Below are 23,538 nucleotides of genomic sequence, written 5' to 3'. Positions count from 1 at the left end.
CGGCCCAACAGGCAGCCTCATCTACAACCGACAAGTCAGTCATTTTCTTTTGCTCCGGGAGCAAAGAATTTTTGCGCATCCGTCAAAGCCCTCTCGATAGTTTTTGAACCATCGAGTGAACGTGACGAAGAAAGGCGCAGAGATTGAGCGAGATACCGACGACACAGGAGTTCAGAGAGCATGTGCGTCGGCAGATGTTGGACGAGGCAAAGCGTCAACTTGACCGCGTGAATGGAGCGGCCGGTACGGATGGAGGAGGAAATCCGCACCGGCCTACGGCGCTGCGAGAGGGAGGGAGCCGCGCGCCGATCTGGAATTCGAGAAAAGCGCCGGACCCGAAGGCCCGGCCAGTTCAGGGAGGTAAAAGCGTCAGCAACCGAGATGGAGAAGGGGAACCCTTTCTTCGTTTGGTTTCTGACAACGTGGCCACGGCCACGACCAAGCCCACGAGACGCAGAACAGACAGCGTGAGCTTGGTAGTGATCGAGGGAGGAAGGAAGTGACGGAGAAGCTGCCAGGGATGCCATGGCTCCCCCTGCCCCGTTCCCGTCCGCCATGGTGGAAAGACGTGCGGATACCATCACGAAAGCCCGCCATTGGCCGCGAGGACGATCCGCGCCACGAGAATGACCACGAGAGCAAAGACCAGTGACCAGAGAACAGGCTGTATGTTCAGGCGACCGGGGCGAGTTTTCATTGCGCAGCCTCCGAAACCTCAAGGCCAAAAGCCTGCATGATGTCGTCGGTGCGGGATGGCTCTAGCTTGCAGAGAGCCTTGGCTGTTACCGCGATCTGGCCCGCGGTCATGCGGTCAAAACGGCTAGCCAAGTTCCAGCGGATCACGTCCATGAGCGGATCGGAGCCATCGTATTGAACCACCGGATAGTCGATCAGCATGGATCTGGCGATGCCGTACCGAGCCCGGCCATCCAGGATCAGATTGCCGATCTTGACGATGGGCTGCTGGACACCGCCGAAGGCAGCACTAATATCGCGCTCAAGTGCCTTGAGGTCATCGCCAAGCACGGTCGGGAAGCACTGGGCATAGGGATGCCATTTCACCGGCTCGGGTGGCGTGTGTTCCGTGGTTACGACGCCGGACTCGGCGTACACGGGGCTGGATGCCGGAGCTGGGGTCGAACCAGCGTTGACGGCGTCAAAGGCCGCTGTCCTGCCACTAGACGATCCGGCATCACGCTGCGCTTCACCAGAGGACGGCGCAGCAGCGTCCGTGTCTCGGCCCATGACATCAGGGCTCTGGCTACCACCCTCTCGGGCAGGTTCGGAATCTGTCGCGGCACTCTCTCCGCCCGTCACGACCTCGGCGCCAGTCTCTCCCGCTGGCCTGCCGTCGTTCACATCGGCATCCACAGATGCCGGTCGCGCCGCATTGGACTTACCCAGGGGCTTGCTGTCGATGACGCTGCTTGCCTGATTGCCGCCGCCGTCCTGCGCTGGGACTTCGTTCACCGTTTCCGGCTGAATAGGTGCGTCGGAACCGGCGCCGACGCTCGCCCTACTCACATCTCCCGACACGCTGTCGGCAGGGCCTTCAATTGCCTGCTCCATCGCGCCGCTGTCCATGGATGCTTTCGCTTCGGGATGGGGTGCGACCTGACCTTGAGGGAGCTTGGAGGGAGCGGCCAGGTCGCGAGCAAGCTGGGGGGCAGCCTGCTGTTCGGTGATTTCGGTGGTAGCAGGCGCAGCATTTTTGGACGCCTCGCGTACGCGCACCTGCACCTGCACGCGAGGCTCATCAAAATCCGGCGTCTCAATCATGCCAAGAGCGGCCATGTAGAGTTCGACAATCGCCTCGCGCTCCATGCGCTCGTTGGCATCCTGGCGACGGAGCTTGATCACCTGCTTGAGGGCGGGCACGTCGAAGCCATTTCCGCGTGCCTCCGCGAAAATTTCCTTCTTGTCCTCGTTGATCGCCTTGAGTTCTTCGTCCAGCCGCTCAACTCGCTCGACCAGCGCGCGAATTTGCGTGTGAGCTACGCTATCTTCGACAGCCATCTACGCCTCCACTTCCCGGCACTCGGCCGCAAGCGAATTGACCCGGCGCATGTTGGCGACCTGATGCGCCCTGCCCGAGTAGCAGCCGCCGAAATCAGACCTTTCCGTCAGCCCCGAGCCGTCGATGTTGAGATAGAGCCCGGAGGGATGCTTGAGCCGGATCAGGGGATCGGCAGAAGCAGTGGCCCGCTTGAACTCGGCCTTGATGAGCGAGGCGGCAGTCATGCGCTTGCCTTTTGGGGAGAGGGTGGGAGGAGGAACGCAGATGCCGGAACACGCCCGCCAGTGGCGTCACTGACGCGCTGGAGAAGCTCAATGGTGGCGTTCTGCTTCCCCGCCATAAGCCGATACAGGGTCATGCGGCTGCACTCGGCTGCCTTGGCGATTTCCTCTATGGATTTGCCCTCGGCGGCGGCGTATTCGAGCAATGGGTGTTTCTGTTCCATGCCTAACTGTAACGGCTGGCGTGACAGTTTGCAACATGAATTTGTAACGCCTGACGTGACCACCACGTGACGGTGACAGTTTATGTTTCCCCCATGACCAAGCGTGACCTCGGCAAGCACTACATTCGGGAATGGCGCGAGTATCGCGGGCTGTCCCTGCGCAAGTTTGCGGATCGCCTAGAGGCCGAACCGGGCGTCCCCCTAATGTCTCACGCCAACATCGGACGGATCGAGACGGGGCAGCAGCCATACGACCAAGAATTTCTGGAAGCGGCGGCAGTCGCGCTGGGAACGACAGTCACAGACCTTCTGACCACAAACCCGCTCATTGACGACGCCGTGGCGAAACTTACCGCCATCCTTCGCGCCGCCACCGGCCCAGAGCAGGAAATGGCACTTCGCGTCGTTCGAGAGATGCTGGGGAAGGCTGATAAGGCCAGTTGACCATCCACCCCCACAGAACGGTCAAGACGGGGATAAGCTGGCTGTGGAGAGGGACAGGCGCCTGTTGAGAGATGCCGGGTTAAACCTAAAGCAACGAATTTTTAAGATAGTGCGTTGAACCGCCACATTCATGGGCTATAGGATCAGCTCATGACGGGGAAGCCGATGAACCATCGAGTTAAAAGACAAGCAGCGCGTGGACGGGCGGCGGCGAAAGCCTTTGTCGCCGGCCTTGGCTCGCTCTTGGCCGTCTCGACGCCACAGGCCAGCCACTATCAGCCTGCCCCCAGCGCCCAAGCTGCGTTGCGGGGCGATTTCGTCCGCATTGGGCGGGATATGACAGTGGTGGTTGAGCGTGAGCGTCAGCATGAAAAAACCAGCCGCTAGGCGGCCAGCCCCTCCCCGAAAGCAACCCCCGCCCCAGCAACCATCACAGCCCAATGGGCAGGTGGCTCGCGTGGAATCTCAGACATGGGCCGGGCCCTTGCCGCCACCCGCCATTCTGGATCAATTCAACCAGGTCGCAGCAAATGGCGCGGAGCGTATCTTCCAGCAATGGGAGCAGGAATCCGCTCACCGGCGCGAGATGGAGCGCCGCGACTTCAAGTGTTCCGTCGCAGAGGGCTTCTTTGGCAAGTCACTGGCATTCATCTTTGTAATCACGGCCTTGGCGCTGGCGGCTTACGCTATCTCCCAAGGGGCGACGTGGCTTGCCGCGTTTCTGGCTGCTGGGACCATTGCTGCCGTAGTGGGCGCGTTTATTGCCACCAATAGGCCGAGACCAAACGGAAAGTAGCCCCTTCCGCCGAACGCCTGGGAGGACACCATGCCCCGCAAACCCAAGCCCGCCCGAGAACTCGCCGCCCGCGCTCTATGCAGTTTTGACGGCCATCCAGAAGATATCAAATTCGAAGGCCGGCCCATGTGGGAAAGCTATCTAGACCAGGCAGATGCGGTGCTGGAGGCATTGGAGATAGCTCCAACTCAGGGACAGTTGGAATACGTGCCGGTCCAGATTTATCACGTGCTCCGCCGATTATCCCAGGGCGCCATTTCCACGAACAGCATGCACGGCCGCGAGGATGAAGGGCTAGTGGGGTTCCTGCTGTCCCGAGGCTTGGCAGTTGAGATCGACGGAATGCTGCATATCACGGTTGCCGGAAAGGCCATCGGGGAGATTGAGGACGAGCGTTGACGCCAGCAGATCAGAGATTGACCCCTTAGCCCCGCCATAGAGCGGGGCTTTTCTTTGGCCGCGCCCTGCTCCAGCCCTTCGGGCTGCTTAGCTAATTCAGCCCCATCTTGCTTAAAGCCCAGGCAGTGACAGCTTGGATAGCAACGCTTTCGATCATCTTGAGCGGAGCGGTTGCCAGCCTCTCGGGGCCAAACGCCGACTTCATCTTTTGCCAAGTGCCCTCGTCGGTGAGAATGGCGCCGGCAAACTCATGGCCGTCCCACGACAGGTCATAGATGTGGACTATTCCAGGCTGTCCCAATTTCTCTTTGTTATGGAAGCCATCGATGTATCCAGCCTTGTGAAGCATCTCGACGTGCCGACCGACATCGAAGTCATCGTAACCCTCGATTGGGCCGATAGGTCGATAATCCAGCGTGGTCTTTTCCTGCACCTTGCGGAAGATTTCCCGCACCAGCTCCATATCGCGTCTCATGTCCCATTCCCTGTCCTCGACATGAGCAAGTTTAGCGCGGGCAACGAGTATCGCAACGTCAACCGGATCAGCGGCAGCGAGCATTCCAGCCTCCTGGTTTCGCCCCTCTTATAGCAGGGTGATTCTGGGCGGGCAAAATAATTGTCACGGCCAGCGTTACAATCGCTTGACTAGCGTCACGCCCCACGTTACATTCCCTCCATCACCCCAGTCCAATCGCTCTCCGAGCCGGCTGGGAACAGATGGAGGATGGAATGGCGAAGCAATTCTGGACCCAAGAGCGCAAGCAGATTGTCGATCTGATCGACGTCACCCGCACCTATGGGCTGGATGACGACGCCGTTGCCAATCTCGAGGCGGGACGCCCTGCTTTCTGGTCCACGTGCGGCAACTCCAATGACTTCGACGGCCTGCTGTTCGCTGCGATCAACCGCTACGCCTCCATTGAAGCAGGCCAGGAAGAATATGCCGGCATCTTTGCCCGTCGCGGCATGGACCCGACCGACGAAATCCACCTCGACTATCTGATCCCGCTCAACACCGCTGCCGTCACCATGCTGATGCTGGCTTACCAATCGGTCGGAACATGGCGGACGCCGGAAGAACTGGCTAAGCGCGCCACGTCTCGCGGCTGGCCGTCATTCCCGGCTCGCGGTCGGTTGGCACCTGTTGAGGCCCCTGCCCTTGTGGCGGCCGAGTAACGGCCATGACCCTCAAGCCCACCATCATCGACGGCGAATGGGTCTATCGCCCCGCGCCTCCGCAAGACCGTGAATGGCTCTCCCGCCTATCCCCAACACCCGTAACCAAAGAGGCCAAGAATGGCTGAGATCGAGGACAAAGTTGCTGAGAGCGCAGACATCGTGCGCCGGGTTATCGACCAGTTCAATCCGACGCATATTGTTTCGATGGTGTCGGGAGGCAAGGACAGCGCAGCCTCCGATCAAGTGGCACGTGAACTGGGCCTGAAAGTCGATCTGGTCATTCATGGTAACACGCGGTGCGGCATTCCGCAGACGAGCGAGTTCGTCCGCGACACATATGGCGCGATCAGCGAACTGGTCGAGGCGGATGCAGGTACGGCGTACGAAGATTACGTTCTGCGCAAGGGGTTCTTTGGCAAGGGAATTGGCGCGCACGCTTTCGCCTATCGCATCCTCAAAGCCCAGCCCTTCCGCAAGGCGATTTCTAAGGCCATTCGGCAAGGCAAGCGCGGCGTGCGCATCCTGTTGCTAAATGGCGCGCGTCAGGACGAAAGCGAGAACCGCCGAAAGAACCTGCCACTATGGCGTCAAGACCCCGGCGCTCCGAACAATATCTGGACCAGCCTGATCCACGGATGGAGCCAAGATGAACGCGACGAATACCTGAAATCGCGCGGCACGCCGATCAATCCAGTTGCCGAGCAGCTTTGTCGGTCGGGAGAATGCATGTGCGGCACCATGCAAACAAAGGCAGAGCGCGCCGAAGCATCAGCCCTCTACCCTGAATGGGGTAACTGGCTCAACAGCCTAGAAGCAGAAGCGCGCCGGCGCCACGGCTTCGGGTGGGGCGAAGCATTTCCAAAGGAGCGGGGTCAAGCAACTGGCGATCTGTTCCAGCCGATGTGCAAGGACTGCTTGGCGCGTGGTGAAGCTGCATGGCCCGCGAACCCCTCCCACACCAGATCGCCTCTGCCACCGGCCTTCTGCCGACCCGCGAACAACTGCGCGAAGCGGCACTCCACCTGGCCGTGTTCGTCGTCGCCTTCCCCATTCTTTTCACCGCCGCCAGCTGGCTGCGCGGATAGGAGCCGATATGTCCCAAGCAATGGAAATCCACAAGGAACGCACTCAGGCCGTTGCGCCGGCTGTTCTTGACTCCAACCCCGTCATGGAAATGATCCGGCAGGCCGTAGCCGCTGGTCAGCCGCTCGACGTGATCCGCGAGCTGAAGGACATGGCGAAAGAGTTGGCCGACGACAGCGCGCGCCGGGCCTTTGAAGCTGCCATGAGCGCGGCAAAGGCTGAAATCCCGACCATCACCAAGAACCGCGCTGTTGATTTCACCAGCGCCAAGGGGCGCACCAACTACCGGCACGAAGACCTTGCTGAAATCGCCCGTGTCATTGATCCGATCTTGGGCAAGCATGGGCTCGCGTATCGCTACGAGACCGTAACCGAAGGCGGCAAGGTCCGCGTGACATGCATTGTCTCGCACCGAGAAGGCCACTCCGTTCGGAACGAGTTGACCGCCGACCACGACAACAGCGGCAATAAGAACAGCATTCAGGCTGTCGGCAGCACGATCACCTACCTCCAGCGCTACACTCTCAAGGCCGCCCTCGGCCTTGCCGCCAGTAATGACGACGATGGCGCCAAGCACGGTCAGAAGGCCGATGATCTTCTCAAGCCGGAACAGGTGGAGCAGGTCCGTGACCTGATCGAAAAGACCGACACCGACATTGCCCTGTTCTGCGAGACCTTCAAGGTCGAAGCGCTAAATCAGTTGCGCGTCGTGGACTTCGACAGTGCCGTGCGCAGCCTGAATATCAAGCTGGCTCGCAAGCTGAGCGAGGCCGGTAAATGATCCTGTTCTTCGATACCGAAACCACCGGCTTTGTGCAGGACCGCTTGCCGGTCGATCACCCGGACCAGCCCTACATGGTGCAGCTTGCCGCCGAGCTGACCGAGGATGATGGCGAGCCCGTCGCCGGTTTTTCGTTCATCATTGATCCCGGCATTGGCGAAATCACGATCCCGACCAAAGCGTCTGACGTGCATGGCATTACGGACGAGCGCGCCGTCGCGCTTGGCGTCTCGGCAGAGTTTGCTTTGGGCGCCTTCACCCACCTTTACCACCGGGCCGATCTTGTCGTTGCCCACAACATCAGGTTCGACCGCGCAGTCATCGAGACGGCCATTTCCCGGCATTATCGCAAGATCATGCCGCTTCGGAAGTCGCTGTTTTGCACCATGGAAGCGGCAACGCCCATCGTGAACCTTCCGCCGACCGAGCGCATGCTTGCTGCTGGCTTCAACAAGCCCAAGCCCCCGAAGCTGGAGGAGTGCATCCGGCATTTCTTCGATGAAGACCTCGAAGGCGCCCATGACGCGCTGATCGACGTGCGGGCGTGCAGCCGGGTCTTCTTCCAACTCAAGAGCTTGGAGGCGGCATCATGATCCAAATATTCGACTGCGACCAGAATTCTAGCGAGTGGTACGAGGCCCGCCGTGGAATTCCGACCGCTTCGATGTTCGCCACCGTCATGGCAAAGGGCAGGAGCGGCGGCGAGAGCCTCACCCGCAAGAAGTACCTCTACAAGCTGGCCGGCGAGTTGCTGACTGGCGACGTGCAGGAAGGTTACAGCAACGCGCATATGGAGCGCGGGCACGAAATGGAGCCCGACGCCCGCAATATGTACGCTCTGATGACCGATGCCCAGCCGGAGCTTGTCGGTTTCGTCCGCAACGGGCCGAAGGGCGCGTCCCCGGATTCGCTCGTAGGCGATGCCGGCATGCTCGAAATCAAAACCAAGCTGCCCGACTTGCTCATTGACGTGCTGCTTCGGGACGAGTTTCCCGCGGAGCACAAGGCTCAGTGCCAGGGCGCGCTTTGGGTTGCTGAGCGCGAGTGGATCGACATCGCCGTCTATTGGCCCAAGCTGCCCCTGTTCATCAAGCGGGCATACCGCGACGAAGCCTACATCGCTGACATGTCGCGGGCCGTGGACGCCTTCAATTCAGAATTGGCCGAGGTGGTCGAGAAGGTCCGAAAGTACGGGCTTCCTGACACCGTAGCCGCGTAATCCTCAACCGCAGAGGCCGGCAGGCCCAACGCATCCGCCGCTGAAAGCCTGCCGGGGAAATTCATGACCGAGCGTCCTATCGTTTTTCAGTGGCAAGGCGATGCCATGGTTCCGGCCACCCGCTTCTGGCAAGCAGAGTGCGACAAGCGTTTCACCGTGGGTGAGAACGTCACGCTGGAGGAAATCCACGCTCGGTCACACGCGACCCATGCCCACTACTTCGCAGTCCTCAAGCAGATATGGGACACCCTGCCCGACCATCTGCGCCCGCAGTTCGGCAACCCCGAAATCCTGCGCAAGCATGCGCTGATCCGCACCGGCTATCACACGATGGTGCAGCATGCCTGCAAATCAGCCGCCGAGGCTGAGCGCCTGGCGGCAGTCATTCGCCCCTATGACGCCTATCAGATCGTCACCGTCGAGGGGGCCGTGGTCACTGTTTATCACGCGGTCAGCCAGGACATGCGCTCGATGGATAAGGCGACTTTCCAGGCTTCAAAAGAGGCGGTGCTGAACTGGTGCGCTGAGCTTGTTGGTGCCGATCCGGCTGATGTGAGGGCGGCGGCATGAGGAAGCTATCTCCCGGAGAGCGCCAGTTCCTCGCCATCATTCAACTGGCCGGCGGCTCATTCTGCTTTAGCCGCGAGGACAAGGTGACCGCAGAAGCTCACCGGATGCTTCGCCGCCTTGATCGCGCCGGGCTGATTTCGGTCGAGCCGAGCGACGATGGCCCGTTGGTTACCCTTACCGCTCAGGGATACGCGGAGGTCGATCATGGCTAGGTCACGTCCCGAATGGGTTGGCAAGACCGACGACGCCATGCCGGGCATTCACGTCCTGCTGCGCCTCTATGCCAATCAGAACGGCATTTGCGCCTGCCCCGATCAATGCGGGCTGGTGATGAACCTCGACCGCGACGAGATCGACTGCGACCACAAGATCCCGCTCCGAGACGGCGGCGAGAACCGCGAGAGCAATTTGCAGCTCATGTTCCGGGCGCACCACCGGACAAAGACCGCAGACGAAAACGTCGCGCGTGGAAAAGAACGCCAGCACAAGGCCAAGGCGTTCACTGCCATTCGCCAGCGCAAGGCGGCGATCCGCTCCGCCGGCTTTCCTAAATCCGCGCCCCAGCGCAGCGCCACCCGTAAAATCGAGAAATGGAACCTTCTGTCATGACTCGCTGCAAGTGGCACAAGAGCGAGGGAGCTCCAGGAGGGCGCTATCTCGTTCCCGGATGCATGAACCGCGCCGTCTATGGTGACGAAGCTCCATGTCACTGCCCTAAGCCATCTCGCAGGCTGCCCGGTGCCGCACGACGCCTTCTAGATGCGCTCGCAGCCTTAAATCTGGACAAGGATCAGCTTGACGACGCCTGGGACTATCTCTTCCGCCAGGGCCGCGCATCCTCCCCCATTACCCCGAAATTCGACGGCGACATTCTCGCCAGGAGGTTTTCATGACTGAGAGGCTGGTAGACGCCATCGAGCGCGCAAGGTTGCTGGGCGAAAACGCAGATACCACCCTGTCTGCCGGTGAGGTTGCGGCCATGGCCCGCGAACTCCAATCCCGCCGCCAATCACCGGCCGAGACGTTTCAAAAATACGTCGATGCGAATGAGGCGAGGCTGGACGCCGAACAGCAAGTGCAGAAGCTCAGCGCCGAGAACGAGAGGCTGAGGGAGGCGCTGAAAGTGTCGAGGCATGTTCTGGCCAAACTGTTATCGGCTGGACACAACAACCCTCCGGCTACTCCCGAAGAAATTGACGCTGCGTTCTGGTCTGTAGACGCCGCTCTCACCCAGGAAGGAGAGAGGTGATGCCCAAGCGCATTCAGCTTTCCCGCCGCAAGGGCTGGCGCATGCCGCCAAACACCGTGAAGGTGTGCCGGCCCAGCAAGTTTGGCAATCCGTGGCCTGTCGGGTCCGAGGGTCCGTATGGCCGGACTGCGCCGGATCGAGAGGGCGCAGTTGGATTTTTCCGGCAGATGCTCACTGATCCAGTGCTTCGAGCCTTCGCCGGCTACCCAAGCGACGATGACATCCGCTCAGAACTGCGCGGCAAAAATCTTGCCTGCTGGTGCCCGATCGATGGCCCATGCCACGCAGACGTTCTGCTCGATCTCGCCAACCAGGAGCCACACCATGCAGAATGAACTGCCAGAATGGTGCCCGCAGTGGGCCTGGGATGAGGCCCGCCGGCTTGCTTCACAAGTGGTTGCGGAGCGGGGAACGCGAATAGCGGCGTACCAGCCCATGCTCGCCCGCGCCCTGCTTGCCGCGGAACAGGAAGGAATAGAAAGGGCGGCAGCGGAGTGCGATCGCATATCCAGAGCAGCCGAGCGAATGTGGGTGCAGGACAGTAGTGACCTCGCAACGCTACATCTAGCCCAATCATACGCTGCCCAATCTTGCGCCGCCGCCATCCGCCAGCTTGGAGGCGAGGGATGACCTCAGTGCATTGCACCCCGGATCATCATCCGCAATCCGTTCCACCGAGCTCGCAAGCTCTCGAGCTTGCTTGCTTTGCTGGGATGCAGCCCCGCCATACGCTCGAGAATATCGATCTCGTCGTTGATGATCGGCAGGGTCTCGGGGCCTGGCGCTTCGCCAGCCTCAGTCATCTGCATGTATTTTCCCAGAATGTGGCGACTCTGGATAATGCGCTGATCTGCTTCGGAGGGGCTCATGGAGGCCATCATGACTAGGCCAGCCGCATTTACGCAAGGTGATATTTCCAAGCTGCTCAAGGGTGCAAAAGCAGCTGGAATGGAGGTTCGTCGCGTCGTGATTGACCGCACTGGCCGCATTGTTGCAGACTTTGCCGGATCCCCGGACGATGGCACCGAGCCGAATGAATGGGACGTTGTGTTCAATGGCCAAGAAAAGCGGGCTGCCAAGGGGCGTCACTGAATTTCAGGACCGGCACGGGAAATGGCACCTTCGATATCGCGCGAAAGGCCAGCCAACTGTCTATCTCAAGACTAGGCCGGGCCAAGAAGGTTGGGCTGAGGAGATTCGGCGAGCTCGGGCGGGCGAAAAAGCCACCCCAGCGATCCGCACCAGTGCGCGCACGAAGCCAGGTACAATATCGGCCCTGATCGCAGTCTATTACGGGACACCGGAATTCACCGGCCTCGCGGACAGCTCAAAGGGGACCTACAGAAACATGCTTGAGCGGTTCCGCGAAGAGCATGGTGACAAGATGGTAGCAACCCTCAGTCGCGCGCATATCAAGGCCATTATCGGCGGCATGCACGAAACGCCGTCTGCCGCTAACAATCTGCTCGACCGTCTCCGTATCCTCATGAAACTAGCCATGGACGACGAGTGGCGCCAGGACGATCCGACCTATCGGGTAAGTGGCTTTAAGGTCAGTGGCGAGGGGTTTCACACCTGGTCCGAAGATGAAATCGCAAAATACTGTCAGGTGTACCCGCCGGGAAGCAGTGCGCGCCTCGCTATGACACTCATGCTTTACACCGGCCAGCGCAGGTCCGACATGGTTAAAATGGGATGGCAGCACATCGAGGGCAATCGTATCCGCGTGCGCCAGATCAAGACCGACGCCATGCTGTCAATCGGCCTACATCCTGTCCTGGCTGCCGAACTGGCGCTCGCCAAGAAGTCCGATCTTACCATTCTCCTCACCCAATTCGGCAAGCCTTTCACGGCAAACGGATTCGGGAACCGCATGAGGAAATGGTGCGATTCAGCCGGCCTGGCCGAATGCACGTCGCATGGGCTGCGGAAAGCCGCCGCGCGGCGGCTCGCTGAGGCTGGTTGCAGTAATAAGGAGATCATGGCTATTACCGGTCACCAAACCGATAAAGAGGTCACGCGCTACACAAAGGCAGCGGACCAGAAGCGGCTCGCGGATCGGGCCATGAAAGCGATCGGCGGCGGTTAGCCAAGGCTGGCAAAAAGCCCTTTTGAATCAATCGGCGGTTCCGGGGCGGTTAGCCACGCTAAGCGATTGATCTATAACATCCAGCGCAATCCAGTCCCCTCCACCACCGCTTCCCCCAGCCCTATATAAATCAAGCACTTGGAATTAGGTAAACGGGCTTTTCCGGGTCACTCCTCGTCGCTGCGTTCGCTTGCCTTCCAGGCACTGCCCAGGGCGATGCCGAGGGCCAGCCCGACGCCGATCCAGATGCCGCCGGTCTCCAGCGCCATGTCCATGGCCACGCCGATGGCAAGTCCGATGGCGATGCCCATGGCCACCTTCCTGTTGTTCTTCATGTCGCTCTCCTTTCGGAAGAAAACGGCGCGGAACGGCAGAGGTTGCCACGGGCGCGGGTCCGCCGGGGGCGGCGCTATTTCGCCTTTGCCCGCATCGCGGAAATCGTGGTGCGATGCGAAATGGCGTCCTTTTCAGTCACCACCTCGATGAGCACGCTCCCCTGGGCCGCCAGCGCCCGTTGTAGCGCCGGTCCGAAATCCTCGGTCCGCTCCACGCGTTCGGCCGCAAGCCCATAGGCCTTGGCGAGCGCCACGAAGTCGGGATTGACCAGGTCGGTAGCATAGACGCGCTCGGGAAATTCGCGCTCCTGATGCATGCGGATCGTGCCCAGCATGCTGTTATTGACCACGATGAACAGCACTTTGGCGCCATATTGGGCCGCCGTGGCCAGTTCCTGGCCGTTCATCTGGAAACACCCGTCGCCGGCGAAACACACCACGCGCCGCTCGGGCATGGTCAGGCTCGCGGCAATCGCCGCCGGCACGCTGTAGCCCATGGCTCCCGAAGTCGGGGCCAGTTGCGTCCGGAACTGCGCAAACTGCCAGAACCGGTGCACCCAGGCGGTATAATTGCCGGCGCCCGAGCAGACGATGGTGTCCGTCGGCAGGGCCTCGCGCATCTCCGTGACCACCCGGGCCAGGTCGACCTCGGTATCGCGCGGCGCCGCCTCCAGCGTCTCCAGATAGTCCGCGCGTGCGCCCTCCACCCAGCCGGCGCGCTTGGCGCCCGTTCCCTTGGGTTGCAGGCGGGCAAGGCCTGCCGCCGTCGCCACCACGCCGGCATTGATGGGCAGATCGGCCTGATAAACCCGTCCCAGCTCCTCGGGATCGGGATGGATATGCACCAGTTTCGCCCCGCGCCTGGCCGGATCGATGATGGTGTAGCCGGCGGTCGTCATCTCGCCCAGCCGCGCGCCCAGCACGATCAGCAGGTCCGCATCCCTGACCCGTTGCACCAGTCTGGGCTCGGCCCCGATGGTGAGGTGGCCGGCATAATTGGGATGATGGTTGGAGACGTAATCCTGGCAGCGCAGCGACGCCACCACGGGGACGCCGAAATTTTCCGCAAAGCCGCCGATCTGCGCGCCCAGTTCCTGCCTCCAGTCGCCGCCACCCACGATCATCAGCGGGCGCTCCGCTTCTTCCACCAGTCCGGCAAGGCGCTCCAACTGTTCGATAGTGGGAGCGCCGGCGACCGGGGCGGCAAGCAATCCGGGGTCGAGATCGGCCGCGACCGGCTGCGCCAGCATGTCCTCGGGCAGCGACAGCACTACCGGGCCGGGGCGCCCCGCCATGGCGGTCTGGAAGGCCCGGTGCACATATTCGGGGATGCGCGCCGGGTCGTTGATTTCGGCCGACCATTTGGCCAGCGGGGCGAACATCGCCGGCAGGTCCACCTCCTGGAACCCTTCCCGGTCCTTCATCCCCCTGCCGACCTGGCCGACGAACATGACCAGCGGCGTCGAATCCTGGAAGGCGGTATGGATGCCGATCGAGGCATTCGTCGCCCCCGGCCCGCGCGTGACGAAACAGACGCCGGGCCGGCCGGTCAGCTTTCCATAGGCCTCGGCCATATTGGCCGCGCCCCCTTCCTGACGGCAAACCACCAGGTCGATGGCGTCGCTGGCATCGTAGAGCGCATCGAGCACGGCCAGATAGCTCTCGCCCGGCACGCAGAACGCGCGATCCACCCGCTGGGCAAGCAGGCTGGCAACGAGCAGGTCCCCGCCCCGGCGCGTGGTTTCGGTGTTGTTCGCCATCATCTCGATTTTCCCTTTTTCGTCGTTTTGCCGGAACGGTGTCGCTCGACTTGCGCATTTCCCGAATGCATTTGGCCCAATCTCAACCAATCCGGACCTATCTCACCCAATGAACCGGATCGCCTGGCGGCGACCCGATAGTTTCTTTGTGGCTTTCGCGAATTTAGTGTAGGATTGCCCGCGAAGGCCGCCTCAACCAAAGCGGCCCTGATTGCAACGTAATAGCGATATCATGAACCTCGAACCTGCCTCTGCGACTGCCGTTATCCAAAGTGCCCGTGCGAAGTCCGAACTGGATTCGCAACTGATGTACCGCGAACTGAAGTCGGAGATCATGAACGGCGTCTATTCGGCGGGAAGTCGTCTGCCCACCGAGCGGGCGCTGGCCGAACATTTCGGCATCGCGCGCAACAGCGTCCGCAAGACGCTCAACCTTCTGGCCGAAGAGGGCCTGATCATCCGCCATGTCGGGCGCGGCACCTTCGTGCGCAGCCGGGTGGGAACGGACGAGTTCACCCTGTCCGAGCTGCTCGAGGCGCGCCTGCTGTTCGAGCCCGGCCTGCCCGATCTGGTGGTCGAGCGGGTGACGCCCGAACTGATCGCGGAAATGGAGGATTCGCTCGAGCGCGTGCGCACGGCCGAGAGCTGGGAGCAGTTCAAGGAAGCCAAATATGCGGTGCACATGGCCATCGCCCGCAGCTCGCGGAACCGCTTCATCATCTCGATCTTCGAGCAGATCGTCGAATCGCGCCGCCGCGCCGCCTGGGGTCGTCCGGGGCATCAGCCCGCCCCGGTTCTGGTCGTCCGGGAAGCGGCCTATCGCGACAATATGGTGATCGTGGACGCCTTGCGCTGCGGCGACACCGACAAGGCGCGCGAGGCCATCCGCGATTACCTGCTTCGCACCCTGTCCAATGTGAGCAGCAACTAGGCCAATCCGGCTCATCGCTGGTCCATCCGCCTTTGCAGGCCGCGTCCCACCAGCATCAGCGCCAGCGCGGCGATCAGCACGGCCAGGCCCGGGAAGATCGACATCCACGGCGCATAAAGAATGTAGTTCTTGCCCTGTTCGAGAATGGCGCCCCAGTCGGGCGTCGGCGGCTGCACGCCCAGGCCCAGGAAGCCGAGCGCCGCCTGGATCTGCAGGATCATCGGGAACAGGATCATGTATTGCGTCAGGATCAGCGGCATCACGTTGCGCATGACGTGGCGGCGCAGCACGGTGCTGTCGCGCACGCCGATGCTGCGGGCGGCCTCGACATAGGTTTTGCCCACCTCGCTCATCGCCCCTGCCCGCGCGATGCGGAAGAACACCGGCAGATAGACGATCGAGAGCGCGATGATGAGATTGCCGATATCCGGCCCCAGGACGCCGGTGATGATGACCCCGAGGATGATGGGCGGGAAGCTCAGCAGCACGTCGATGAGGCGGCCCAGGAGCTGATCCGCCCACCCGCCCAGGAACCCCGAGGCGAGGCCCAGCCCGCCCCCCAGGACGGCCGAGATCAGCAGCGATCCGGCGCAGATCGACAGCGTGACGCGCGTGCCGTAGATGACGCGGGCCATGATGTCCCGCCCCACATCGTCGGTGCCGAACCAGTTCTCGCCGGACGGAGGCAGCAGGGCGCGGTCCACCGCGACCACAAAGGGCGAATGGCTGGTGAACAGCCCCGGGAACAGCGCGACCAGCAGCAGCAGCGCCAGCAGCACCAGTCCCGCGACGAGACCGGGCTCGCGCACCGCCGTCCGCGCCACCCTGGCCCAGGGGCCGGGTTTGGCAACGGCGGAAGAAGAGCTATTTGCAGTATTTGCCATGGGGATTTCGAGCTCAGGACACGCGGACGCGCGGGTCGATCAGCCGGTAGGCCAGATCGATGACGAGGTTGACGATCATTGCCGCGACCACCACCACCAGCAGCGCGCCTTGCAGCACCGGATAATCGCGCGTCTCGATGGCGGTCAGCAGCAACCGCCCCAGACCGGGCAGCGCAAACAGGGATTCGATGATGACCGTCCCGCCCAGGATCTGGATGAGGATCAGTCCCATGAAGGTGATGACCGGGATCAGCACGTTGCGCAGGATGTGCTTGAAGAACACCGTCCGGGTCGGCACGCCCTTGGCGATCGCCGTGCGCACATATTCCTGGCCCAGCGCCGAAACCACGTTCTGGCGCACGAACTGGCTGTAGGCGGCGGCCTGCAGCAATCCGAGGCTGGCGACCGGCAGGATGAGGATGGACAGATTATCGCCCAGCGACCTGGTGATCGGGACGAACCGCAGGGGCGGCGACCAGCCCAGCGTGGCCGAGACCCCGACCAGCAGCATCAGCCCCACCCAGAACACCGGCGCGGCCAGCCCCAATATGTTGAAGGCCTGTATGGCGGTGTCCAGCGGGCGGTTTTCGTAGATGCCGGCCAGGATGCCGAGCGGCACGCCGATCAGCGTCGCGATGGTCAGCGTCAGCACGGCGATTTCGAGCGTCACCATGAAGGCCGGGCCGATCATCTCGGTCACCGGCAGGCCGCGCGTCCAGCTCGTGCCGAGATCGCCCTGCAGCACGTTGGAGATCCAGACCCAGTACTGCACGTAGATGGGCCGATCGAGGCCGAAGAATTCGCGCAGTGCCGTGGCCGCGTTCTCGCCGCCGGCCTGCCCCATCATCTGCGCCACCACGTCGCCCGGCACCATGCGCATCAGCAGGAACACCAGGATGGAGGCCAGTATGGCGGTCAGGATGGAGGCGAAAAGCCGCTTCAGGAGATAAGTGCCCATAAGCTATCCAATGTGCAGCGGGATGGCGGAAGGCGCCGAGACGCCTCCCGCCCTGAGTAGTGTCAGTCTTCGATGTAGGTCCGGGCCAGGCCGAAATACCAGCCGGTCGGATGCTGGGAGAAGTTCTGGACCTTCTCGCTGCGAACCGTCACGTGATCGGGCGAATAGAGCATGATCGTGGGAACGGTCTCGGCCATGATGGTCTGGAACTCGTTGTAGATTTCCCGGCGCTTTTCCGGATCGGACTCCTCGCGGCCCTGGTCGAGCAGCGCGCTGGCCTCGGCATTGTCCCAGTTCCGGAAGTCGGCCCCGTCCGGCTTCTGGTGGAAGTGCCGGTAGAACAGCAGGTTGGGGTCCGGCTGGGAGGCCCAGTCGTTGAAGGTGAAGCCCATCTGGCTGGAACGGAAATTGTTCACCCACACGCCCAGGTCCACCCGCTGGATATCGAGGGTGATGCCGATCTGGGCCAGTTGCTCGCGCAGCGTCACCGAGGCCGGATCCATCCAGTCATAGCCGTTGATCGAGGTGAGGGTCATGGAGAAGCCGTCTGCGTGGCCGGCTTCGGCCATCAGCTCCTTGGCCCGTTCGATATCCGGCCCCTGCATCGGCACCTCGTCGAGCGGCAGGCCCCAGCTCTCCTGCATGCCCGAAACCATGGTTCCCAGAACCGTGCCGTATTCGCCCACCGATGCCTGGGTGATCTCGCTCTTGTCCACGGCCAGCGAAATCGCCTGGCGGACGCGGACATCGTCGAGCGGCTCGAGCTCGGAACCCAGGTCGATCGCCGTCTGCGCCAGCGACGGCCAGCGCTCGATGGCGAGGCCCGGCACCGAGGACACCTGCTGAACGTCCTGGGGACGGCTGAGCGCCACGAGGTCGATCCGCTGGTTCTGCAGCGCTACCAGCATGGACGCGCTATTGGGCAGGATGGAGAAGTCGATGCCGTCCAGATACGGCATTCCGGCTTCCCAATAATCCTCGTTGCGCTCCAGCGTCACATGCGAGTTCGGCACGAATTCGGCCAGCTTGAACGGGCCGGTGCCGACGCTTTCGACATTGATGCGGTTCTTGGCGTTTTCATCGTCGAAATAGCCGGCCGGCACCACGCCGCCATATTTATTGCCGAGCGTCATCGGCAGCGAGGAGTTCTTGTTCTCGAGCGTGAAGCGCACGGTATTCGCGTCCACCACCTCGACATTGCTCACCATGGCGAAGTCGCCGGCGCCGGGCGAGCCGTTATCCGGGTCGCGGATATAGTTGTAGCTATAGGCGACGTCCTCGGCGGTCATGTCCTGTCCGTTATGGAACTTGACGCCCTGACGCAGCTTGACGGTGTAGATGAGGCCGTCATCGGACACCTCGTAGCTTTCCGCCAGCAGCGGCCAGGCCTGGCCGTCCGCACCCTCGTAGAACAGGCCCTGATAGACCAATACGCTGAGGCGGATGCGGGCATCCGCGGCCTGGTGGAACGGGTCGAAGCCGGGAGGCTCGACCAGCAGGCCCATATTGAGGCGCCCGCCCTGGGTCGCGTTTTCCGCCGCCGGGCCGTAAAGGTCGCCCTCGGCGGCGAAACCCGGCGACAGGGTGAGCAGGCTGAGCATGGTCGCGCCGAGCAGGGTCTGCCCGAGCCGGCGCATTTTGGGGACATTTGTCATTTCGTCGTTACTCCCTTTGGTTTTCATTCGGGCCGCGGCTCCACTGCGGCCACTGGCGACACGCCTTGGCGTATTCGGTCAGTCGCGATAGGCGACCGTCATTTCGATCTCGACCGCGGCATTGCGCGGCAGCTCCGCCGCCCCGATGGCGGCCCGAGCGTGCCGTCCGGCCTCGCCGAAAATCTCGGCCAGCAGGTCCGACGCCGCATCCAGCACCTTGGGTTGGGCGTTGAAGCCCGGCGCGGAAGCCACGAAGCCGTTGATCTTGAGAATCCGTTCGATCCGGTCGAGCGAGCCCAGCGACGCCCTGAGGCAGGCCAGCCCCTGGAGGATGCAGATGCGCGCCTCCCCTCGGGCGGTTTCGAGGTCGACCTCGGCGCCGACCTTGCCGAACACCCGCACCTCTCCGTCCACCTTGGGCATCTGGCCGCTGACATAGGCGATGCCGCGATGCAGGATCACCGGCACGTAGTTGAACGAGGGCGAGGCCGCGTCGGGCAGTTCGAGCCCCAGCTCCCGCAGGCGGTCGTCGATGCTCATTTCTGTTCTCCTTCGATACGGGAGAGCAACAGGCCGCGAAGGTCGTATTCCGGAGCGAAGCCGAACTGCCGGCGGAACCGGCTGTCGTCCATCAGCGGAAAACTGTTGGCCGGCGGCACGATCTCGTGTTCGACCACATAGCCGGGCACGAGTTCTTCGGCTGCGGCGGCGATCTCGCTCATACGGGCGCTGAAGCCGTTGATCTGGTAAATGGGCTCGAGCGGCCCGGGCGCCTCCAGCGCCGCGGCGATGGCGCACGCGACATCCGCGACATGCATGAGATCGATGATTTCGTCGTGGAACGACACGCCGTGGCGGCCGTTCGGCGCCGCCGCCGCGATCACCCCCGAAATGGCGCTGGCCGCGCCCTGATACCAGAGGCCCGGCCCTAGGACGATCGGCAGCCGGATCGAGCTGGCATCCAGCCCATGGCGGTCGCGGAAATACTGGACCAGATTTTCCGACAGCAGCTTGGTGAGGCCGTAAATCGTGCGCGGGCGCCTGGCGCCGTCTTCATCGACCCGCTCGTCGGCATAATCTTCCGCCGGTCCGAAGACCACGCTGGAGCCGGTGGTGATCACCCTGCCGACGCCTTCGGCCTGCGCCGCTTCCAATACGTGGCGCAACCCGTCGACATTGATCGCCATGGCACGGTCGGCGTCGACCTCCCCTGCCCGCATCAGGCCTTTCTGGCCCTCGCCATAGGCGGCCGTGGTCACGATCGCCGTCGCCCCCGATTCCCTTATGGCCCCGCTGATCGCCGCCCGGTCCTCGACCGAGCCCGTGGTTTCGCCGAAGCACCCGGCGAGGTCCGCCAGCAGGTCGGTGGCCATGGCCGGACCGAAGACGTGCACCTTCGCCCCGCGCGCAACCAGTTCGCGCACCACATGCGAGCCCACGAAGCCGCGCCCGCCGATGACGAGTACGCGCAGTTGAGCGGGATTTTCAGAGGGCGATGTCATCACGGATACAAGCCTTGAGATGCCCGGTGCCGACCTCGCGCAGGGCGGGAACGGTCTGGGCGCATTCGGGGAGCGCGAAGGGACAGCGGGTGCGGAAGACGCATCCCGAGGGCGGCGCGATCGGACTGGGGATTTCGCCGCCCAGCACCTGCCGGCTGCCACCGGCATAGCCCGGCGCCGCCTGCAGCAGCGCCGCCGTATAGGGATGGGCGGGATTGTCGTAGAGGTCCTCGGTATCGGCGACTTCCATCACCCGCCCGAGATAGAGCACCATCACCCGGTCGGTGATGACCTCCACCACCGACAGGTCGTGGCTGATGAACAGCACGGCCAGCCCCAGCTCCTGCTGCAGGTTCTGCATCAGGTTGAGCACGTCCGCCTGCACCGACACGTCGAGCGCCGAGACCGGCTCGTCGGCGACGATGAAGCGCGGCGAGGAAGCCAGCGCCCGGGCGATGGCGATGCGCTGGCGCTGGCCACCCGAAAAGGCGCGCGGATAGCGCTTGAGGTGGTCCGGCGACAGGCCCACCTTTTTCAGCAGTTCGGCCGCTTCTTCCTCGGCCGCGCGGCCTGAAAGCTGGCGGTGCAGCCGCAACGGCTCCACCAGCGCCTCGCCCACCGTCATGCGGGCGTTGAGGCTGGCGAAGGGGTCCTGGAAAATCATCTGCATGTGACGCCGGAAGCGCCGCAATTCGCCGGGATCGAGCGCGCCCAGATCCTGCCCGTCGAAGACGACCTTGCCGGTGGTCGGCTCGATCAGTCGCAGCAGCAGCCGCCCCACGGTGGATTTACCCGAGCCCGATTCTCCCACGACCCCCAGCACCTGGCCCGGATCGACCGTCAGATCGACATTCTCCACGGCGCGCACCAGCCGTGGCGGCGCGCCCCAGGCGCCGCCGCGCACCGGAAAATGCTTGCTGAGCCCGGTGACCGAGACGAGCGGCCCCTGTTCGGCCGGCCTGGCCTTGATGTCTGCTGCCGGCATCACAGTGCAATGTCCTTCCAGCGGATGCAGCGGGTGACGTGCCGGCCATCCACGATTTCGAGTTCGGGTTCGCTTTCGACGCAGATCGGGCGGACATGGGCGCAACGGTCATGGAACCGGCACCCGGCGGGCGGCATCAGCGGATTGGGCATGGTGCCGGGGATGGGCCGCAGGGAGCGCCGGTTGCCGGTGTCGTCGCGGCGCGAGGGAATGCAATCGAGCAGGGCGCGCGTATAGGGGTGGCGCGGATGGGCGAGGACTTCCGCGACCGGCCCTTCCTCGACCACCTGGCTCGCATACATCACGGCCACCCGATCGGCGATTTCCCCGACCAGCTTGAGGTCGTGGGTGACGAAGATCATCGCCATGCGCCGCTCTTTCTGCAGATTGCGGAGCAATTGGATGATCTGGGCCTGGATGGTCACGTCGAGCGCCGTCGTCGGCTCGTCCGCGATCAGCAGGCTCGGGTCGCAGGCCAGGGCGACGGCGATCATCACCCGCTGGCGCATGCCGCCGGACAATTCATGCGGATAGGCGTCGACCCGCTCCTCGGGCCCGGAAATCCCCACCTGCCGCAACAGTTCGATGGCCTGCAGCCGCGCCTCGCGCTTGTTCAGCCCCTTGTGGACGCGCAGCGGCTCGGCCACCTGGTCGCCCACCGTGAACACCGGATTGAGGCTCGACATCGGGTCCTGGAAGATCATGGCGATGTCGTGCCCGCGCACCCGGCTCATCGCCTTCTCGCTGAGCTTCAAAAGGTCGATGCTCGCCTCGCTGCGGCCATGGAAATGAATGGAGCCGCCCACGACCCGCGCCGTCGTCCGCGCCAGCAGCCGCATGACGGTCAGCCCGGTCACCGATTTGCCCGATCCCGATTCCCCGACGATCGCCAGCGTCTCGCCTTCGCCCACGCTCAGCGTCACGCCGTTGACGGCCTTGATCACGCCGGCATCGGTGTAGAAATAGGTCTTGAGATCGGCGACGCTCAGCACCGGACGGGCGGCTTGCATCGGTTGGGTATCAAGCGGCGGCATAGCGGAGCAGCGCCTCCTCGTCGACCTCGATGCCGAGCCCCGGGCCCTCGGGCACCGATACACGACCATTTTCGACCAGGATCGGTTCGGCCAGCAGTTCCGTGCGCAGCGGATTGGCGCCCAGGTCGTATTCGAGCAGCGTCGGCTTGGGGATGTTCTCCGAATGCGGGAAGACGGAAAGCGAAGCGATGAAATGGATGCCCGCCGCCAGCCCGATGGCCCCGCCCCACACATGCGGAGACAGGCGCAGATGGTTGGCATGCGCCAGTTCGGCGATCTTGCGGCCCTGCCAGAACCCGCCGCACAGGCTCAAATCCGGCTGCAGGATGTCGACCCCGCCCGCATCCACCAATGTCTTGAAATCGAAGACGGTATAGAGCGCCTCGCCCGTCGCGATCGGCAGCCGCGCGCGGGCGCGCAGGCGTCCATAGCCGGAAAAATCCGCCGGGCTCAGCGGCTCCTCGACCCAGCCGATCCGATAGGGAGCCAGCCGCTCCATGCTCTCCAGCGCTAGGTCGTAGGTATAGTTGGAGTTGATGTCGACCAGCAGCTCGACCTCGTCGCCGAGAATTTCCCGGGCGATGGCCACGCGCTCCTCGTCGCTGTCGGGTCCGAGGCCGATCTTGATCTTGACCGAAGGATAGCCGGCCTCCGCCATCGTCTCGATCTGCGGCCGGAAATCCTCGGCGGGCGTTTCGGTGACATAGCCGCCCGAGGCGTAGATCGGGACGCTATCGACGCGCTGCCCGCCGATCAGCTTGCACACCGGCAGGCCGAGCAGCTTGCCCATGGCGTCCTTGGCGGCGATGTCGATGCCGCTGATGCAGGCCATCATCGGGCCCTGGACGCCGAAGTGATAGTGCCGCGCCAGGATGCGCGAATAGGCATGCTCGATATCGAAGACGTCGATGCCGACCAGATAGTTGACGAGAAAGGCTTCATAGCCGCGATTGAAGGCCGGCATGCCCCAGGCCTCGCCATAGCCGACAATGCCGTTTTCCAGCGTCATCCGCACCACGGTCGACTGCCGCCCGGTCGCCAGGGACTTCGACATTCCATAGGGCTTGGCCGTCCCGAGCGGGGCGCTCAAAGCGACGAATTCGATCGCGGATATCTTCAAGGAGGCCCTCCCAGCCAAAGCCGATCAATTCGGGATCATATGTGAACCATTTTGCACCATCAGCGCAAGAGGCCTCTTTCAACATGTCGCCTGAAACGGTATA

General features: G+C 62.8%; 32 protein-coding genes, 1 tRNA gene and 1 pseudogene. 17 read left to right on the top strand and 17 right to left on the bottom strand.

What is annotated here, in order from left to right:
* Positions 1 to 693 precede the first annotated feature (693 nt).
* From ACFOOL_RS12990 to ACFOOL_RS12970, 5 genes and pseudogenes are all read right to left on the bottom strand, one after another.
* Positions 694 to 1,113, bottom strand: a complete 420-nt coding sequence (locus tag ACFOOL_RS12990) for a hypothetical protein (RefSeq protein WP_380097569.1) — start codon at positions 1,111 to 1,113, stop codon at positions 694 to 696.
* A 5-nt stretch (positions 1,114 to 1,118) separates the two neighbouring features.
* Positions 1,119 to 1,192: transfer RNA gene (locus tag ACFOOL_RS12985), tRNA-Gln, on the bottom strand.
* A gap of 593 nt (positions 1,193 to 1,785) precedes the next feature.
* Positions 1,786 to 2,016: pseudogene (locus tag ACFOOL_RS12980) on the bottom strand (DUF2312 domain-containing protein); the annotation flags it as partial.
* Positions 2,017 to 2,241, bottom strand: coding sequence for a hypothetical protein (locus tag ACFOOL_RS12975; RefSeq protein ID WP_380097567.1), 225 nt, complete (start codon positions 2,239 to 2,241; stop codon positions 2,017 to 2,019).
* Complete coding sequence (locus tag ACFOOL_RS12970; protein WP_380097566.1) at positions 2,238 to 2,462, bottom strand: helix-turn-helix domain-containing protein; 225 nt, start codon at positions 2,460 to 2,462, stop codon at positions 2,238 to 2,240. The genes ACFOOL_RS12975 and ACFOOL_RS12970 overlap by 4 nt, the downstream gene beginning before the upstream one ends.
* Before the next feature lie 93 nt (positions 2,463 to 2,555).
* Here ACFOOL_RS12970 and ACFOOL_RS12965 point away from each other — a divergent pair, with 93 nt between their 5' ends.
* From ACFOOL_RS12965 to ACFOOL_RS12950, 4 genes are all read left to right on the top strand, one after another.
* Positions 2,556 to 2,906 (top strand): helix-turn-helix domain-containing protein, encoded by a 351-nt coding sequence (locus ACFOOL_RS12965; protein WP_380097564.1) that lies wholly within the window; start codon positions 2,556 to 2,558, stop codon positions 2,904 to 2,906.
* Between the two features lie 150 nt (positions 2,907 to 3,056).
* Positions 3,057 to 3,293: a hypothetical protein gene (locus ACFOOL_RS12960; protein WP_380097563.1), complete on the top strand. Its 237-nt coding sequence runs from the start codon at positions 3,057 to 3,059 to the stop codon at positions 3,291 to 3,293.
* A gap of 70 nt (positions 3,294 to 3,363) precedes the next feature.
* Entirely contained in the window at positions 3,364 to 3,702 is a 339-nt protein-coding gene (locus ACFOOL_RS12955) for a DUF2335 domain-containing protein (protein WP_380097562.1), read from the top strand.
* Positions 3,703 to 3,732: 30 nt separating this feature from the next.
* Entirely contained in the window at positions 3,733 to 4,101 is a 369-nt protein-coding gene (locus tag ACFOOL_RS12950; RefSeq protein ID WP_380097560.1) for a hypothetical protein, read from the top strand.
* A 91-nt stretch (positions 4,102 to 4,192) separates the two neighbouring features.
* On the opposite strand, the gene ACFOOL_RS12945 is transcribed toward ACFOOL_RS12950, so the two are convergent.
* Positions 4,193 to 4,660, bottom strand: a complete 468-nt coding sequence (locus ACFOOL_RS12945) for a DUF2513 domain-containing protein (protein ID WP_380097558.1) — start codon at positions 4,658 to 4,660, stop codon at positions 4,193 to 4,195.
* 170 nt (positions 4,661 to 4,830) lie between these two features.
* Between ACFOOL_RS12945 and ACFOOL_RS12940 the strand changes: the two genes are divergently transcribed.
* From ACFOOL_RS12940 to ACFOOL_RS12895, 10 genes are all read left to right on the top strand, one after another.
* Positions 4,831 to 5,277 carry a hypothetical protein gene (locus ACFOOL_RS12940; RefSeq protein ID WP_380097557.1) on the top strand — a complete coding sequence of 149 codons (447 nt, stop codon included), beginning with the start codon at positions 4,831 to 4,833 and terminating at the stop codon, positions 5,275 to 5,277.
* 120 nt (positions 5,278 to 5,397) lie between these two features.
* Complete coding sequence (locus ACFOOL_RS12935) at positions 5,398 to 6,435, top strand: phosphoadenosine phosphosulfate reductase domain-containing protein (protein ID WP_380097556.1); 1,038 nt, start codon at positions 5,398 to 5,400, stop codon at positions 6,433 to 6,435.
* Positions 6,374 to 7,144: an ERF family protein gene (locus tag ACFOOL_RS12930; RefSeq protein ID WP_380097555.1), complete on the top strand. Its 771-nt coding sequence runs from the start codon at positions 6,374 to 6,376 to the stop codon at positions 7,142 to 7,144. Before ACFOOL_RS12935 ends, ACFOOL_RS12930 begins: the two co-directional genes overlap by 62 nt.
* Positions 7,141 to 7,737 carry a 3'-5' exonuclease gene (locus ACFOOL_RS12925; protein WP_380097554.1) on the top strand — a complete coding sequence of 199 codons (597 nt, stop codon included), beginning with the start codon at positions 7,141 to 7,143 and terminating at the stop codon, positions 7,735 to 7,737. The genes ACFOOL_RS12930 and ACFOOL_RS12925 overlap by 4 nt, the downstream gene beginning before the upstream one ends.
* On the top strand, positions 7,734 to 8,363 hold the full coding sequence (locus tag ACFOOL_RS12920; RefSeq protein WP_380097553.1) for a lambda exonuclease family protein: 630 nt from the start codon (positions 7,734 to 7,736) through the stop codon (positions 8,361 to 8,363). The genes ACFOOL_RS12925 and ACFOOL_RS12920 overlap by 4 nt, the downstream gene beginning before the upstream one ends.
* A gap of 63 nt (positions 8,364 to 8,426) precedes the next feature.
* Positions 8,427 to 8,933: a hypothetical protein gene (locus tag ACFOOL_RS12915; RefSeq protein WP_380097552.1), complete on the top strand. Its 507-nt coding sequence runs from the start codon at positions 8,427 to 8,429 to the stop codon at positions 8,931 to 8,933.
* Complete coding sequence (locus tag ACFOOL_RS12910; protein WP_380097550.1) at positions 8,930 to 9,145, top strand: hypothetical protein; 216 nt, start codon at positions 8,930 to 8,932, stop codon at positions 9,143 to 9,145. The genes ACFOOL_RS12915 and ACFOOL_RS12910 overlap by 4 nt, the downstream gene beginning before the upstream one ends.
* Entirely contained in the window at positions 9,138 to 9,542 is a 405-nt protein-coding gene (locus ACFOOL_RS12905) for an HNH endonuclease (protein WP_380097549.1), read from the top strand. Before ACFOOL_RS12910 ends, ACFOOL_RS12905 begins: the two co-directional genes overlap by 8 nt.
* A gap of 280 nt (positions 9,543 to 9,822) precedes the next feature.
* Positions 9,823 to 10,182, top strand: coding sequence for a hypothetical protein (locus ACFOOL_RS12900; protein WP_380097548.1), 360 nt, complete (start codon positions 9,823 to 9,825; stop codon positions 10,180 to 10,182).
* Positions 10,182 to 10,517, top strand: coding sequence for a DUF4326 domain-containing protein (locus tag ACFOOL_RS12895; RefSeq protein ID WP_380097547.1), 336 nt, complete (start codon positions 10,182 to 10,184; stop codon positions 10,515 to 10,517). Before ACFOOL_RS12900 ends, ACFOOL_RS12895 begins: the two co-directional genes overlap by 1 nt.
* A 297-nt stretch (positions 10,518 to 10,814) precedes the next feature.
* Here the strand turns inward: ACFOOL_RS12895 and ACFOOL_RS12890 are convergent, their stop codons facing one another.
* The gene (locus ACFOOL_RS12890) at positions 10,815 to 11,051 is read right to left on the bottom strand and encodes a hypothetical protein (RefSeq protein WP_380097546.1); all 237 of its coding nucleotides are present in this window, start codon (positions 11,049 to 11,051) and stop codon (positions 10,815 to 10,817) included.
* On the opposite strand from ACFOOL_RS12890, the gene ACFOOL_RS12885 reads away from it, so the two are divergent.
* Together ACFOOL_RS12885 and ACFOOL_RS12880 are read left to right on the top strand one after the other, a co-directional pair.
* Positions 11,050 to 11,274 (top strand): hypothetical protein, encoded by a 225-nt coding sequence (locus tag ACFOOL_RS12885; RefSeq protein WP_380097545.1) that lies wholly within the window; start codon positions 11,050 to 11,052, stop codon positions 11,272 to 11,274. The genes ACFOOL_RS12890 and ACFOOL_RS12885 overlap by 2 nt on opposite strands.
* The gene (locus ACFOOL_RS12880; RefSeq protein ID WP_380097544.1) at positions 11,237 to 12,271 is read left to right on the top strand and encodes a site-specific integrase; all 1,035 of its coding nucleotides are present in this window, start codon (positions 11,237 to 11,239) and stop codon (positions 12,269 to 12,271) included. The genes ACFOOL_RS12885 and ACFOOL_RS12880 overlap by 38 nt, the downstream gene beginning before the upstream one ends.
* A gap of 167 nt (positions 12,272 to 12,438) precedes the next feature.
* Here the strand turns inward: ACFOOL_RS12880 and ACFOOL_RS12875 are convergent, their stop codons facing one another.
* Both ACFOOL_RS12875 and ACFOOL_RS12870 read right to left on the bottom strand, forming a co-directional pair.
* Positions 12,439 to 12,606, bottom strand: coding sequence for a hypothetical protein (locus tag ACFOOL_RS12875; protein WP_380097542.1), 168 nt, complete (start codon positions 12,604 to 12,606; stop codon positions 12,439 to 12,441).
* Positions 12,607 to 12,680: 74 nt separating this feature from the next.
* Positions 12,681 to 14,369: a thiamine pyrophosphate-binding protein gene (locus ACFOOL_RS12870; RefSeq protein WP_380097541.1), complete on the bottom strand. Its 1,689-nt coding sequence runs from the start codon at positions 14,367 to 14,369 to the stop codon at positions 12,681 to 12,683.
* A gap of 304 nt (positions 14,370 to 14,673) precedes the next feature.
* Between ACFOOL_RS12870 and ACFOOL_RS12865 the strand changes: the two genes are divergently transcribed.
* A complete protein-coding gene (locus ACFOOL_RS12865) occupies positions 14,674 to 15,297 on the top strand; it encodes a FadR/GntR family transcriptional regulator (RefSeq protein ID WP_380097539.1) in 624 nt (207 codons plus the stop codon).
* Between the two features lie 11 nt (positions 15,298 to 15,308).
* On the opposite strand, the gene ACFOOL_RS12860 is transcribed toward ACFOOL_RS12865, so the two are convergent.
* From ACFOOL_RS12860 to ACFOOL_RS12825, 8 genes are all read right to left on the bottom strand, one after another.
* Positions 15,309 to 16,181 (bottom strand): ABC transporter permease, encoded by an 873-nt coding sequence (locus ACFOOL_RS12860; RefSeq protein ID WP_380097537.1) that lies wholly within the window; start codon positions 16,179 to 16,181, stop codon positions 15,309 to 15,311.
* Positions 16,182 to 16,194: 13 nt separating this feature from the next.
* Positions 16,195 to 17,139, bottom strand: coding sequence for an ABC transporter permease (locus ACFOOL_RS12855; protein WP_380097536.1), 945 nt, complete (start codon positions 17,137 to 17,139; stop codon positions 16,195 to 16,197).
* A gap of 62 nt (positions 17,140 to 17,201) precedes the next feature.
* On the bottom strand, positions 17,202 to 18,794 hold the full coding sequence (locus ACFOOL_RS12850) for an ABC transporter substrate-binding protein (RefSeq protein ID WP_380097535.1): 1,593 nt from the start codon (positions 18,792 to 18,794) through the stop codon (positions 17,202 to 17,204).
* 78 nt (positions 18,795 to 18,872) lie between these two features.
* Positions 18,873 to 19,334, bottom strand: coding sequence for a RidA family protein (locus ACFOOL_RS12845; protein ID WP_380097534.1), 462 nt, complete (start codon positions 19,332 to 19,334; stop codon positions 18,873 to 18,875).
* A complete protein-coding gene (locus ACFOOL_RS12840; RefSeq protein ID WP_380097533.1) occupies positions 19,331 to 20,296 on the bottom strand; it encodes an NAD-dependent epimerase/dehydratase family protein in 966 nt (321 codons plus the stop codon). Before ACFOOL_RS12840 ends, ACFOOL_RS12845 begins: the two co-directional genes overlap by 4 nt.
* Positions 20,280 to 21,281 (bottom strand): ABC transporter ATP-binding protein, encoded by a 1,002-nt coding sequence (locus ACFOOL_RS12835; RefSeq protein WP_380097532.1) that lies wholly within the window; start codon positions 21,279 to 21,281, stop codon positions 20,280 to 20,282. The genes ACFOOL_RS12840 and ACFOOL_RS12835 overlap by 17 nt, the downstream gene beginning before the upstream one ends.
* A complete protein-coding gene (locus ACFOOL_RS12830; RefSeq protein ID WP_380097531.1) occupies positions 21,281 to 22,291 on the bottom strand; it encodes an ABC transporter ATP-binding protein in 1,011 nt (336 codons plus the stop codon). The genes ACFOOL_RS12835 and ACFOOL_RS12830 overlap by 1 nt, the downstream gene beginning before the upstream one ends.
* Positions 22,292 to 22,301: 10 nt before the next feature.
* The gene (locus tag ACFOOL_RS12825) at positions 22,302 to 23,435 is read right to left on the bottom strand and encodes a mandelate racemase/muconate lactonizing enzyme family protein (RefSeq protein WP_380097530.1); all 1,134 of its coding nucleotides are present in this window, start codon (positions 23,433 to 23,435) and stop codon (positions 22,302 to 22,304) included.
* Positions 23,436 to 23,538: the final 103 nt, after the last annotated feature.

This window comes from Devosia honganensis (assembly GCF_042648785.1).
In the GTDB taxonomy this organism is placed as follows: domain Bacteria; phylum Pseudomonadota; class Alphaproteobacteria; order Rhizobiales; family Devosiaceae; genus Devosia; species Devosia honganensis.
This window is presented reverse-complemented; position numbering and strand designations above follow the sequence as displayed.